The sequence below is a fragment of the Variovorax sp. E3 genome, from assembly GCF_016082275.1.
In the GTDB taxonomy this organism is placed as follows: Bacteria; Pseudomonadota; Gammaproteobacteria; order Burkholderiales; family Burkholderiaceae_C; genus Variovorax.
In genome coordinates, this window is record NZ_MOWM01000187.1 from 1 (window position 1) to 13,391 (window position 13,391).

The window sequence follows — 13,391 nt, forward strand, 5'->3', positions numbered from 1 at the left end:
CGCGACGAGCAACGCCTGTCCGCATGGACCGGCTCGCTCGCGACGATGGCCGATACGCTCAAGGACGAATGGCAGCAGGCCGGCGCGCAGTCCGAAAGCCGCCAGCAGCAGTTGCTCGAACAAGTGGCGCAGACCGCGCGCGAGATGGCTTCGCAGACCGATGCGCACGCCAAGGCCACCGTCGCCGAGATCGCCCAGCTGCTGCAGGCCGCTTCCGAGGCCCCGCGCGCGGCGGCCGAAGTGGTCGCCGAGCTGCGCCAGAAACTCTCCGACAGCATGGCGCGCGACAACGCGATGCTGGAAGAACGCAGCCGCATCCTCGAAACGCTCTCGACCCTGCTCGACGCCGTGAACCACGCGTCCACCGAGCAGCGCGCGGCGGTCGACTCGCTGGTGGCCGCGTCGGCCGACGTGCTGGAGCGCGTGGGCGGCCGCTTCACCGAACAGGTCGAGGCCGAGACCGGCAAGATGACCGGCATTGCCGCGCAGATCACCGGCGGCGCCGCCGAAGTGGCGAGCATGGGCGAGGCCTTCGGCCTGGCCGTGCAGCTGTTCAGCCAGTCGAACGACAAGATGGGCGCGCAGCTGCAGCGCATCGAGGCCGCGCTCGGCAAGTCGCTCGCGCGCAGCGACGAGCAGCTGGCCTACTACGTGGCGCAGGCGCGCGAGGTCATCGACCTGAGCATCATGTCGCAAAAGCAGATCGTCGAAGACTGCAGCAACTCGCCAGCCGCCAGGCCGCGCTGGGCAGCGAGGCGTGATGCGCGACGACATCAACATCGACGACACCGGCCTCGAGCCGGGCGTGCCGGTGTGGGCGGTGTTCGGCGACCTGATGTCGGGCTTGCTCGGCGCGTTCGTGCTGATCCTGGTGTGCGCGCTGGGCATGCAGATGGAACTCGCGGCCAAGCTGGAGACCGAGGTGCAGCAGCGGCAGGCCGAGGCCAAGCGCCGCGAGGCGCTCGAGCAGGCGCTGGCCGGCCCGCTGGCGGCGGGCCGCGTGACCTTGAACGACGGGCGCATCGGCATCAGCGGCAACCTGCTCTTCGCCTTCAACTCCGCCGACCTGCAGCCCGAAGGCCGGCAGGTGCTGCGCAGCCTGGCCGCGCCGCTGGCCGCCTACCTCGGCACGCGCGACCAGATCCTGATGGTGAGCGGCTTCACCGACGACCGCCAGATGCGCGGCGACGCGCGCCGCTTCGCCGACAACTGGGAGCTGTCGGCCCAGCGCGCGCTCACGGTCACGCGCGCGCTCATCGAGGAAGGCATGCCCTCGTCCTCGGTGTTCGCCGCGGCCTTTGGCTCCGAGCAGGCGGTGGCGTCGAACGCCGATGCCGACGGGCGCTCGAAGAACCGGCGCGTGGAGATGGCGCCGACGCCGCGCCCCTCTTCCGCCGCCGCCAACACGAAGCCCCGTGGGTAACGAAGAGGAAGTCATCGCCGGCAACGCGGCGACGGTCGACGCGTGGATCGCGCGCGGCGACCATCGCTTCGACCCGGTGCGCTTTCGCTTCATCGAGGCATTGGCAAGGCGCGCGGACACGCACGAAGGCGAGGCGCGCCGCCTGCTCGACGAGCGCGTGGCCGCGCTGCTCGCAGCCTATGGCAAGGCCATGGAAGATGCGCGCGCCGCGAAGCCGCAAGACAACACGCCCGCCGTGCCACGGCGCGAGCGCGGCGCATTGGCCGAACTCGTCGAGCACGCCGCGCAGAACTCTCCCCTGCCCGTCGGCATGACGGCCGTGCCCGCCGATGCCACGCCCGGCGCCTCGCCCGCGCTGGAGCTGAAGACGCTGCGCTACTTCCGCAGCACATGGTCGAAGCTCAGCGCCGACCTGCGGCTCACGCAGTCGCTGGCCAAGGTGCCGGAGAACGCGGGCCCGCTCAACTCGCACCACCTGGTGCACCGCGCGCTCTCGCTGATGCGCGACCTGTCGCCCGAATACCTCAATCACTTCATGTCGTATGTCGACACGCTGTCGTGGGTCGAGCAGGCGAAGCAAAGCGCCAATGCACCGGCCGCTGCCGGCAACGCGCGCGGCGAAGGCGCCGCCAGGAAGACGACGCGCGCCGGCAAGGCCGGCTGAGGCCGCCCCTCAGCGCGCGCCCGACAGCAGCTTGACCGCCGCCGCCGACTTGCGGCCCGGAAAGCGCTGCACGATGCCCAACAGAAGAATGTCGAGCAGCAGGTCCAGGTGCGCGCCCGCGTCGATGCGCTCGATCCACGGGTCGTCGCCCGTGGACACCCGCAGCGAGGTCATGCCGTGCATGCCCTCCCACACGATCTGCGTGACCACGGCGATCTGCTTCTGGTCGGCCGCCACGAAGCCCTCGGCCACCAGCTCGGCCACGAGGCCGCAGACAAAGGCGTAGGGGTCGAGCTCGGGGTCGCCGAAGGTCAGCGACGAGGTCTCGATGGGCGCGGCGGGCCGGCGCTCCATGAACACCAGAAAGTACTGGTCGGGGTGCTTGAGGCCGTCTTCCACATAGGCATGGCAGGCCAGCCGGATGCGCTCCAGCGCGGTCTTGCCCATGGCCACCGCCGCCTGCATGAGCTTGTGCAGGCGGATCAGGTCGTCGTCGACGGCGCTGGTGATCATGGTGGCCTTGTCGCCGAAGAGCGCATAGACCACGGTGTTGGAGAAGCCCGACTCCTCGGCCACCTTGCGCATGGTGATGTCGCGCGCGCCGCTCTTGGCGATCATCTTGCGCACGATCTTCAGGATGTCCTTGCGTCGTTGCGCCAGCTCGCGCTGCTTGCGTTCCTGAAGGCTGCTTGTGGCCATGGCGTGCGTGTGGGTCGATGGTCTCGGGGTTGATCGATCTTAGCCGCGCCCCGTCTTGCGTCAGGTGGTCGACCTGCCGTTCCAGGCCATTTTCAACAGAACATCAGTTCATAAAAATACATTGGTGTTTTTCAGATCATTGTTCTAACATCCGCCCCGCGCCAGAGACATGGCGCGCATCCGGCGAAGAGCGACGTCCAGTCGGCCGAGTCCCCATGGTTTTGGGCAGATGAAGGAGACAACAACATGAAGAGAAAGACAGCCATGCTTTCGGCCGCCGCATTGGCGCTGCCGCTGTGCGCCGGCTCCGCGTGGGCGCAAAGCAGCGTCACGCTCTACGGCACGGTCGACGCGGGCCTGCGCTACGAGACCCACGCCACCGACTACGGCGAAGACGGCGCGCCCGTCAGCATCCGCTCGCGGCTGCGCATGCCCAGGGGCGGCGGCATGTCGGAGAGCTTCTGGGGCCTCAAGGGCAGCGAAGACCTGGGCGGCGGCCTGCAGGCGCTGTTCCAGATGGAGAGCCGCTTCGACGCGCGCAACGGCCGGCTCTCGCCCGACGACACGCAGTACTTCCAGCTGTCCTTCGTGGGTCTGCAGTCGTCGTCGTGGGGGCAGATCACCTTCGGGCGCCAGTACAACGTGGTGATGGAGGCGGCCTCGCTGGCCTACGGCTCCAACCTCTGGTCCGACTACTTCAACAGCTTCAAGCCCGAGCACACGCTGCTGGCCGGCAGCAAGACCAACAACATGATCCACTACGGCGCGCAGCTCGGCGACGTGGTGCTGCTCGCACAGTACGCCATCGGCGAGGGCGAGGGCTCCGCGCGGCGCGGCAGCCAGGTCGGCGCGGGAGTGGCCTATGTGCCCGAGAAAGGGCCGGTCAAGCTCAGCGGCGCGTGGATGCGCAGCATCGACGACAACTCGAACGCGAAGTTCGACATCCACACCGCCGGTGCGCAGTTCAACCTGGGCGAATCGGCGACGCTGCAGGCGGGCTACGTCGGCAACCGGCGCGACAACAACTTCACCTCGTTCGCGAACGGGCCCTTCGGTCCGGTCGACCTCGCGGGGCTGGGCATCATCTCGCCCGCGCAGGTGGTCGACCCCAGCGTGCCGGGCGGCTTCAGCAAGCGTCGCATGATCCTGGCCGGCATCACCTACAAGCCGATGCCGCTGCTCACGCTCGCGGCCAACGTGTGGTTCACGAAGCAGCGCGGCTACACGAGCGACTTCGACGGCTCCGCGAGCCAGTACCAGTTCGTGGCCGGCTATGCGCTGTCGAAGCGGACCATGCTCTATGCGGAGATCGATCACTCGGTGTACCGGGGCGGGCTCATCGGCGCGCAGCTCGTGGGCCTGAACTCGCAGAGCCCGACGGTGGCGCGCACGCAGACGGGCACCACCGTGGGCATTCGCCACAGCTTCTAGGAACGCACCGCATGCGACGACCCCACGCCTTCATTCGCCTTGCGCTTTCCGTCGTGCTGCTCCTGGGCCTTGCGGCGTGCAAGGAAGAAGCGGCGCAGGCCTCCCCCTTGTCGGATGCGCAGCGGGCCGAATCGCTGCGGCCCGCGTCGGCCGAGCTGCGCGCGCGCTACGAGCGCTCGTGCGCCGCGTGCCACACGTCGATCGACGCCAAGGCGCCGCTCACCGGCGCGATCGCGCAATGGCAGCCGCGCCTCGACAAGGGCATGGACACGCTGGTGAAGCACGCGATGGAAGGCTTCAACGCGATGCCGCCCAAAGGCCTGTGCGCGGACTGCAGCGCGGACGACATGCGCGCGCTGATCGGGTTCATGAGTCAAGGGAAGGACAACAACCAATGAACGACACGAACGACAACGCGCCTTCGGCGGACAGCGAAGGCCGGCGCACGGTGCTGAAGGCCGGCGCGGGCCTTGCGGTCGGCGCGGTGCTTGCGCGCCACGGGCTCGATGCGCATGCGGCGGAGGCGGCCACGCCAACGCCATCGCCATCGCCGCCACAGGCCGCGCCCGGCTGGACCAACTGGTCCGGCATCCAGCGCTGCACGCCGCGCGCCATCGAGACGCCCGGCGACGAAGCCGAGCTCGCCCAGGTGCTGCGCAAGGCCGGCCCGGCCGGCGTGCGCTGCGTGGGCGCGGGCCATTCGTTCACCGCGCTGGTGCCGACCGACGCCACGCTGGTCTCGCTCGACCGCATGTCAGCGCTCGTGTCCACCGACGCACCGGCGCAGACCGTGACCTTCCAGGCCGGCGCGCGCCTGGCGCTGCTGTCGCGCCAGCTCGATGCGCAGGGATTCGGCCTGCGCAACCTGCCCGACATCGACACGCAGTCGTTCGCCGGCGCCATCGCCACCGCCACGCACGGCACGGGCCGCACGCTGCCCGCGCTGCATGCCGACGTCACCGCGCTGCGGCTCATGACGCCCGCCGGCGAGGTGCTCGAATGCAGCGAGCAGCGCAACCCCGAGCTGCTCGCGGCGGCGCGCGTGTCGCTCGGCAGCCTGGGCGTGCTCACGCAGGCCACGGTGCGCGTGGTGCCGGCCTACAACCTGCACCGCCGCGTGTTCCTCAAGCCGCTGCAGGCCATGCTCGACGAAGCGCCCGCGCTGGCCGAGAAGCACCGCAACTTCGAGTTCTACTACCTGCCCCACACGGGCTACGCGGCCGGCATCGTCAACGACCTCTACGACGGCAGCGACACCGTGCAGCCGCCCTCGGCCGACGAAGACATGCTGCGCGACCTGCGCCGCCTGCGCGACTGGTTCGGCTGGTTCCCGTCGCTGCGCCGCTGGGTGGCCGGCGTGATGATCGACGGCGACCAGACCGAGGAGGCGCGCAACCGCTCGTGGAAGCTGCTTTCCACGCAGCGCCCCACCAAGTTCAACGAGACCGAATGCCACGTGCCGCGCGCCGACGGCATCGCCTGCGTGCGCGAGGTGATCGCGGCGCTCGACCGCCGCAGCGACGTGTTCTTTCCGATGGAGTTCCGCTTCGTGAAGGCCGACGACGCCTGGCTCAGCCCGTTCCACGAACGCGACAGCTGCTCCATCGCCGTGCACGCGGCGGTGGGCGAGCCTTATGACTACCTGCTGTCGGAAATCGGCCCCATCTACCGCAAATACCAGGGCCGACCGCACTGGGGCAAGCTCCATGACCTGGGGCCCGCGCAACTGGCTACGCTCTACCCGCGCTGGAACGACTTTCTGGCGCTGCGCGCGAAACTCGACCCCGGGGGACGCATGCTCAACCCCTACCTGCGCCAACTGTTCGGAGTCACCGCATGAGCCGCCGCAAGATCCTGCTGGGCACGCTGGGCGCGGCCGCCGTCGGGGCCGTGGGCGCCTATGCGCTGCGCCCCGACGACCACGCGCGCCCTACGACGACTACTTTCGCGCGCTCAACGAAGAGCTGAAGAAGAACGGCCCGATGCGTCCCTGCATGGTCATCGACCTCGACCGCATGGACCGCAACATCGACCTCGTGACGCAGAGCCTGAAGCAGGGCGGCAAGCACTACCGCATCGTCGAGAAATCGCTGCCCTCGCATGCGCTGATCGACTACGTGGCCAGGCGCGCGGGCACCAAGCGGCTGATGTCCTTTCACCAGCCCTTCCTGAACATCGACGCGGAGATCTTTCCGGACTTCGACATCCTCATGGGCAAGCCGCTGCCGGTGCAATCGGCCGCGCTGTTCTACAAGCAGCTCAAGGGCAGCTTCGACCCGTCGCGCCAGTTGCAGTGGCTCATCGACACGCCCGAGCGCATGCAGCAGTACCTCGCGCTCGCGAAGGGGCTGGGCACGCGGGTGCGCGCCAACATCGAGATCGACGTGGGCCTGCACCGGGGCGGCGTGGCCGACAACGCCACGCTCGGCCGCATGCTCGAGCTGATCGCCGCCAACCCGCAGCAGCTGGAGTTCGCGGGCTTCATGGGCTACGACGCGCACGTGGGCTTCGGCGTGCCGAAGGCGCTGGGCACGCCGCAGGCGCTGCTGGCCAAGGCCATGGCCCTCTACCAGGGCTTCGTCGACCATGCGCGCACGCAGTACCCGGCGCTGTGGAACGACCGGCTCACGCTCAACACCGGCGGCAGCCCGAGCTACAAGCTGCACGAGGCCGAGACGCTCAGCACCGAGGTCAGCACCGGCACCGCGCTGCTCAAGCCCACGCACTACGACATCGAGACGCTGGCCGCGCACGTGCCGGCGGCCTTCATCGCCACGCCGGTCATCAAGGCCACGGGGCCGGTGATGATCCCGGCGCTGGACGGCAAGTCGAAGGTGTTCTCGTGGTGGGACGTGAACCAGCGCGAGACCTTCTACATCTACGGCGGCTACTGGCTGGCGGAGTACGAGTCGCCGAAGGGGCTGCAATTCAGCGGCATTCTCGGGCACAGTGCCAACCAGGAGAACGTGACCGGCTCGCCGGCCGTGGGCCTGAAGACGGACGACCAGGTGTTCCTGCGCCCCGCCATCGCGGAGGGCGTGCTGCTGCAGTTCGGCGACCTCGTCACGCTGCGCGGCGGCAAGGTGCAGGACCACTGGCCGGTGTATCAACAGACGGGCTGAAGCCCTCGCGAGCATTCATGACACAAGACATGCGACAGACATTCGATGCGATGCGCGCCGCGAGCCTGCGCGGCCAGACGCCGCCGTGGCCCGAGCGCGCCGACCGCCTGCAGCGGCTGCGTGCGCTGGTCAAGGACAACCGCGCACAGATCGCCGCCGCCATCAGCGCCGACTTCCACAACCGCGCGTTCCAGGAGACCGAGCTGGCCGAGGTGTTCCCCGCGCTGGAGGGCATCGCGCACGCGCTGCGCCACGGCAAGCACTGGATGCGCGTGCGCAGCCGCTCGACCGGCCTGTGGTTCAAGCCCGCGTCGTCGAAGATCATGCCGCAGCCATTGGGCGTGGTGGGCATCGTGGTGCCGTGGAACTACCCGCTGAACCTGGCCGTGGGCCCCATGACCGCCGCGCTGGCCGCGGGCAACCGCGTGATGGTGAAGCAGTCGGAGTACACGCCGCGCTTTGCCGAGCTGTTCGCGGCGCTGGTGGCCAAGGCCTTCGCGCCCGACGAGATCGCCGTGGTCAACGGCGACGCCGAGGCCGCGCGCGCGTTCTCCGCCCTGCCCTTCGATCACCTGCTCTTCACCGGCTCGACCGCCGTGGGCCACCACGTGATGCGCGCCGCCAGCGACAACCTCACGCCGGTGACGCTGGAGCTGGGCGGCAAGTCGCCCGCGATCATCGGGCCCGACGCCAACTTCGACAAGGCGGTGGAGCGCATCCTCGTGGGCAAGACGCTGAACGCGGGCCAGACCTGCATCGCGCCCGACTACGTGCTGGTGCCCGAAGGGCAGCAGCAGCGCTTTGCAGAGAGCGCGCGGCGCGTGTTCGCATCGATGTATCCCGACCTTGACGGTGGAAACAACGACTACACCAGCATCGTGAGCCCGCGCCACTTCGCGCGGCTGCAGGAGCTGGCGGCCATGGCGCTGCAGCAAGGCGCGGCGGCCGTGCCGTTGTCGGACAGCGCGCCCGACGCCGCCACGCGCCGCTTTCCGCTGGTGCTGCTGACCGGCGTGAACGACGGCATGCGCGTGATGCAGGAAGAGATCTTCGGCCCCCTGCTGCCGGTGCTGCCCTACGGCGGCATCGACGAAGCCATTGCGTACGTCAACGCGCGCCCGCGTCCGCTGGCGCTGTACCTGTTCGAGAAGAACGGCGCGACCATCGATCACGTGATGCGCCAGACCGTGTCGGGCGGCGTGTCGATCAACGACACGCTGCTGCACATCGCGCAGGACGACCTGCCCTTCGGCGGCGTCGGCGCGAGCGGCATGGGCGCCTACCACGGGGAGTACGGCTTCGAGACTTTCTCCAAGCTCAAGCCGATCTTCCGGCAGTCGGCGTTCAACGGCACGGGGCTGTTCAGGCCGCCCTACGGCAAGACCTTCGCGCGGATGATGAAGCTGCTGGTGCGCTGAGGCACCGGCATCGGAGGCGTCAGCGCTTGCCCGACAGCAGCTTGATGGCCGCCGCCGACTTGCGCCCCGGGAAGCGCTGCACGATGCCCAGCAGAAGGATGTCGAGCAGCAGGTCGAGGTGCGCGCCCGCGTCGATGCGGTCGATCCACGGATCGTCGCCGGTCGACACGCGCAGCGAGGTCATGCCGTGCAGGCCTTCCCAGAGGATCTGCGTGACCACGGAGACCTGCTTCTCGTCGGCCGCCACGAAGCCCTCGGCCGCCAGCTCGGCGGCGAGGCCGCGCACGAAGGCATAGGGGTCGGAGGCCGGGTCGCCGAACTTCAGCGACGAGTTCTCGATGGGCGCGGCGGGCCGGCGCTCCATGAACACCAGGAAGTAGGGGTCGGGGTGCTGGAGGCCGTCCTCGACGTAGGCGTGGCCCGCCAGGCGAATGCGCTCCAGCGCCGTGCCGCCCTGGGCCACAGCCGCCTGCATGAGCTTGTGCAGGCGGATCAGGTCGTCGTCGACCGCGCTGGCGATCATCGAGGCCTTGTCGCCGAAGAGCGCGTAGACCACGGTGTTGGAGAAGCCCGATTCGTCCGCCACCTTGCGCATGGTGATGTCGCGCGCGCCGCTCTTGGCGATCATCTTGCGCACGATCTTCAGGATGTCCTTGCGGCGTTGGTCCAGCTCGCGCTGCTTGCGTTCCTGAAGGCTGCTTGTGGCCATGGCGTCTGGGTGAATCGGCGTCGTCTCGGTCGGCGGGATCTTAGCCGGGCGATCCGCGCGCGCCCGCCAGTGCGCCTTTGCCGCGTAGGGTCAGCCGACCGGCCGCGTGACGACTTTCCAGCGCCCGTCCTTGAGTTCCGCCGCATAGGGCGCGGGAATGCCGACCTCGAACCCGCCGCCCCGCACCACCGCGTCGTAGCCGCACACCCCCAGCCCCGCAGCGTCGTAGAGCGTCCAGTGCACCGGCGTGCCATCGGGCGCCGCGTGCGCGACGTGCATCGAGGGCGCGCCGATGTTGGCGCCCACGTGGGCGTAGCGCGCGTCGACCGCCATGGGCGGGTGCGGCGGAAACGGGCGGCTGTCGGGCAGGTCGAACCACTCGTCGTGCATGCACAGGCTGCCCTGCGCCACCTGCCAGACGCGGTGCCGAAGGAAGTGCTGGTCGGCATAGCGCGGCGAGAACGGCCGGCTTTGCAGGTAGGCGCGCATGTCGGCCGCCATGCCGGTGAACACGCCGCGGCAGGCGCCCCACATGCCGGCGAGCATCAGTTCGCTGTGCGTGTGGTAGTCGCGCATGGCGTGGAACCAGCGATCCGACTCGCACCACGCCTGCACCGCCGCCTGGTCGCGCGTGGACACCAGCGAGTCGGCGTCGCGGAACTGCAGGCGGTCGAGCTGCGGGTCGTCCAGCGCGAGAAAGCGCCACATGGTGCCCGGCAGGTCGCAGCCGCCGAGCGCACGCACGTCGATGACGCGCGCGCCCTCTTGTGTCAGCCGCTGTCGCACCGCGACAGGCACCGAGTCGTCGACATGGAAGCGGCAGACCCACGCGGGAAACAGCTCGCGCGCGGCACGCACATTGAGCACCGCCATTTCGCAGTAGCGCGGATCGGCGCCGAACAGGCTGAAGGCGATGGCGTTGCGCTCCGGCCTCGCGGGGTCGAACGGCGGTGGCGGCACGGACGTGGCCGATGCCGACACGGCGGCCGGCGTTTCCCGCGCGGCCTCCTGCATCTTGAGCCGCAGCGACACCGTGCCGTATTCGCGCACCTCGTCGCGCTTGCCCAGCTGCCCCGCGGCCTCGGCCAGCCCGTCGAAGGTGTTGGCCGTCTTCAGCTGCTGCACGGCGCGGCGGTAGGTGTCGTAGGCCTGCTGCGGCTGGCCCAGGCGCATCTGGCACAGCGCCATGTCGGCCAGCGGCTGCGGGCTGTGCGTGGCGTGCCAGGCCTGTGTCGCGAACTTGAGTGCCTGCGCGAAATCGCCTTGCGCGAAGGCCGCGCGGAAGCGCTCGCCCAGTGCGTTCAGTGCCTGTTGCGTCGGGGCCGGGCCGCGGTTCGGAATGGGGGGTCTGCGATGCATCGGCCGATCATCGTTCGCGCAGGGCCTCGCTCGCCTTGTTCAACGGCTTGATCAGGTAATCCAGCACGGTCTTGCTGCCTGTGTGGATGTCGACCGTGGTGGTGGCCTCCGCGCCGATGCGGCCGGCGACTCACGCGCCCGTCGTCAGACGCTTCTTCAATCTACCAGCGGTGCGTATAGCTCACCTTCAGCACCGCGCCCGCGGCCGGCAGCCGGCTCGTGTTGTTGCTGTTGCGCAGCAACTGGCTGTACAGCGGGAAATAGCGGCGGTTGAACAGGTTCTCGATGCCCAGCACCACGTTGTTCTTCTCGTCGATCTTCCAGCGGCTGACGAGGTCGACCGTGGTGTAGCCGCTGGTGTCGCGGCGCCCGAAGCTCTCGACACCGTTCAGCCGGTAGTCCTTCGATGCGTACGAGGTCGCCTGCAGGCGGTGGCTCCACGCGCCGCGCGGCTTGTATTCGACGTACGCGGTCAGCTTGAGCGGCGGAATGCGGTAGCCCCACATGTCCTGGTAGCGGGTGCCGCCCTGCGGCAGCTCGCGCCCCTTCATCCAGGTGAAGGAGGCGCCCGCGCCCCAGCGGTCGCTGCTGCCGGCGTAGTCGATGGCGCCTTCGATGCCGTGGATGCGCTCCTTGGTGCGCGTCATGATCAGCCCGTTGAACGAGCTCTGCACCGCGCCCAGCGCCGACTGCGACTGGAACACGCTCAGGCTGGCCGCCGCGTTGGTGAAGCGGCCGCGCCAGCCCAGCTCCAGCGTGTCGGTCTTCACCGGCTGCAGGTCGGAGCCGCGGATGTTGAAGCTGGGCGTGGCGTTGCGCACCTGCAGGCCGATGTCGGGCAGCTCGAAGCCCTGGCTGTACGACGCGTAGATGTCGTGCCGCGCCGTGGGGTTGAACACCACGCCCGCGTTGTAGGTCCAGGCGCCGTAGTCCACCGTGCCGCCGGCCACCTGGCCGGGATTGCGCACGCGCAGCTGCGACAGCGGCGTGAAGCTGTCGAAGCGCGCGCTGGCCTTGTCGTAGCGCGCGCCGCCTTCCACCGACCAGCTGTCGCTGAAGCGGTGCTGCAACTGCGCGAAGCCGCCCAGGCTGCGCGTGGTGATCGGCGGCATGAAGATCAGCGTGCCGGTGCGGCGGAAATCCAGGCCCCGGCTCGCGTCGTAGAGCTTGGGGTCGAACACGTCCAGCGGCATGTCGGTGCGCTCCTGGTTGAAGTCGGCGCCCCAGGTCAGCTGTGTCTTCTTGTCGGTGCCCAGCGGCGTCTTGACGGTCAGCCGGCCGCCGAACACGCGCGAGTTCTGCGTCACCTGGTCGACGTTGGCGCCGCGGACCGACACGCCGCGCGCGTCGAAGGGCGCGAAGCGCGTGAAGAAGTCGCGGTAGTACAACTGCGCGGCCAACGTGCTGCCGGCGATGTCGCGGTTCGAATAGTCCAGGCCCAACAGCGTGTTGGTCACGCGGTTCTGCTTGTCGAGTTGCAGGCCCTTGAGCGGGCGCGCGGCCACGCTGCCGGCCGGCAATCTGGCCACCGACGGGTCGGAGCCGTAGTCGGTGTCTTGAATGGCGTCGTAGTGGCTCGCCGAGAACTGCAGCCGCTGGTCGGCGTCGATGCGGTAGCCGATCTTGGCCGAGCCGTTGTAGATGTTGGAGTCGAACAGGTCGCCCTGGCTGGGCTCGGGCGCGATGCGGTCGCCGCGCGCGTCGAACGAGCCGCCCACGCGGCGCGCGCCCAGGCTCACCGCATAGTCGAACACCTGGCCGCCGCCCGAGATGTAGTGCTGCACTTCCCCGCCCAGGCCGGCCGAGCCCAGCCGCGACAGCGGCACGACGCCGGTGACGGTGGTCTCGGCGCGCGCCTCGCCGCTGGGCTGGCGCGTGCGGATCGAGACAATGCCGCCGGCCGCGCCGCTGCCGTAGATGGCGCTGCTGCCGCGCAGCACCTCGATCTGGTCGATGTCGGCCGGGCTGATGTTGGCCAGGTTGCGCGAGGAGTCGCGGTTGGTGTTCAGCGGAATGCCGTCGACCAGCACCAGCATGTTGCGCCCGCGCAGGGTCTGGCCGTAGTCGGTGATGGTGTGGCTCGAATCGGCCATGCCGGGCACCACCTTGCTGAGCATCGTGGCCACGCTGTCGGAGCCCTGGCGCAGGCTGTCGAGCTCTTCGCGCTCGAGCACCGTCACCTGCCGCGTGGGCGCCATCACGTCGCTTTGCGTGCGGGCGGTCACGGTGACGGCGGTCAGCTCAGCGTGGGCGTGCACGGGTTCGGTGGCCGGTGCGGCTGCGGCGGCGGATGCCGCCGCCGGAACCGGCACGGCCTCCAGCGTGAAGTCGCCGCCCGCGAGGCGCCGCGTGCGCAGGCCGCTGCCGGTCAACAGGCGGGCGAAGCCCTCTTCCACCGAGAACGCGCCAGACAGCCCGGGCGTGGCAAGGCCGCGCGTCTTCGCAAGGTCCAGGCTCAGGTTGACGCCGGCCTGCCCGGCAAAGTCGAGCAGTGCCGGGCCAAGCGGACCGGCGGGCACGTCGTAGCTCTTGCGCGCCGGCGCGGTGGTGGCGTCGGCCGCCAGCG

General features: G+C 69.5%; 12 protein-coding genes and 1 pseudogene. 9 read left to right on the plus strand and 4 right to left on the minus strand.

Features of this window, described 5'->3' with window-relative positions; translation table 11 throughout:
* The 3 genes and pseudogenes from BMG07_RS43460 to BMG07_RS35985 all read left to right on the plus strand — a co-directional run.
* A pseudogene (locus BMG07_RS43460) lies at positions 1-761 on the plus strand (hypothetical protein); the annotation flags it as partial.
* Positions 761-1,423 (plus strand): OmpA family protein, encoded by a 663-nt coding sequence (locus BMG07_RS35980; protein WP_198088506.1) that lies wholly within the window; start codon positions 761-763, stop codon positions 1,421-1,423. The pseudogene BMG07_RS43460 and the gene BMG07_RS35980, both read left to right, overlap by 1 nt.
* On the plus strand, positions 1,416-2,087 hold the full coding sequence (locus BMG07_RS35985; RefSeq protein ID WP_307867247.1) for a DUF2894 domain-containing protein: 672 nt from the start codon (positions 1,416-1,418) through the stop codon (positions 2,085-2,087). The genes BMG07_RS35980 and BMG07_RS35985 overlap by 8 nt, the downstream gene beginning before the upstream one ends.
* 9 nt (positions 2,088-2,096) lie before the next feature.
* On the opposite strand, the gene BMG07_RS35990 is transcribed toward BMG07_RS35985, so the two are convergent.
* Positions 2,097-2,786 (minus strand): TetR/AcrR family transcriptional regulator, encoded by a 690-nt coding sequence (locus BMG07_RS35990; protein ID WP_198088508.1) that lies wholly within the window; start codon positions 2,784-2,786, stop codon positions 2,097-2,099.
* A 246-nt stretch (positions 2,787-3,032) separates the two neighbouring features.
* On the opposite strand from BMG07_RS35990, the gene BMG07_RS35995 reads away from it, so the two are divergent.
* The 6 genes from BMG07_RS35995 to BMG07_RS36015 are packed head-to-tail and all read left to right on the plus strand — an operon-like array spanning position 3,033 to position 8,757.
* A complete protein-coding gene (locus tag BMG07_RS35995; protein ID WP_269759739.1) occupies positions 3,033-4,217 on the plus strand; it encodes a porin in 1,185 nt (394 codons plus the stop codon).
* Between the two features lie 11 nt (positions 4,218-4,228).
* Complete coding sequence (locus tag BMG07_RS36000) at positions 4,229-4,615, plus strand: cytochrome c5 family protein (protein WP_198088509.1); 387 nt, start codon at positions 4,229-4,231, stop codon at positions 4,613-4,615.
* Positions 4,612-6,057, plus strand: coding sequence for a D-arabinono-1,4-lactone oxidase (locus tag BMG07_RS36005; RefSeq protein WP_198088510.1), 1,446 nt, complete (start codon positions 4,612-4,614; stop codon positions 6,055-6,057). Before BMG07_RS36000 ends, BMG07_RS36005 begins: the two co-directional genes overlap by 4 nt.
* Positions 6,054-6,185, plus strand: coding sequence for a hypothetical protein (locus BMG07_RS43465; RefSeq protein ID WP_269759740.1), 132 nt, complete (start codon positions 6,054-6,056; stop codon positions 6,183-6,185). The genes BMG07_RS36005 and BMG07_RS43465 overlap by 4 nt, the downstream gene beginning before the upstream one ends.
* 14 nt (positions 6,186-6,199) lie before the next feature.
* Positions 6,200-7,339, plus strand: coding sequence for a DSD1 family PLP-dependent enzyme (locus BMG07_RS36010; RefSeq protein WP_198088511.1), 1,140 nt, complete (start codon positions 6,200-6,202; stop codon positions 7,337-7,339).
* Between the two features lie 29 nt (positions 7,340-7,368).
* Positions 7,369-8,757 (plus strand): coniferyl aldehyde dehydrogenase, encoded by a 1,389-nt coding sequence (locus BMG07_RS36015; RefSeq protein ID WP_374221372.1) that lies wholly within the window; start codon positions 7,369-7,371, stop codon positions 8,755-8,757.
* A gap of 19 nt (positions 8,758-8,776) precedes the next feature.
* Here BMG07_RS36015 and BMG07_RS36020 read toward each other — a convergent pair whose 3' ends face one another.
* From BMG07_RS36020 to BMG07_RS36030, 3 genes are all read right to left on the minus strand, one after another.
* Positions 8,777-9,466, minus strand: coding sequence for a TetR/AcrR family transcriptional regulator (locus BMG07_RS36020; RefSeq protein WP_198088513.1), 690 nt, complete (start codon positions 9,464-9,466; stop codon positions 8,777-8,779).
* Positions 9,467-9,556: 90 nt separating this feature from the next.
* A complete protein-coding gene (locus BMG07_RS36025) occupies positions 9,557-10,825 on the minus strand; it encodes a tetratricopeptide repeat protein (RefSeq protein WP_198088514.1) in 1,269 nt (422 codons plus the stop codon).
* A gap of 161 nt (positions 10,826-10,986) precedes the next feature.
* On the minus strand, positions 10,987-13,389 hold the full coding sequence (locus BMG07_RS36030) for a TonB-dependent receptor (RefSeq protein ID WP_198088515.1): 2,403 nt from the start codon (positions 13,387-13,389) through the stop codon (positions 10,987-10,989).
* Between the last annotated feature and the right edge of the window lie 2 nt (positions 13,390-13,391).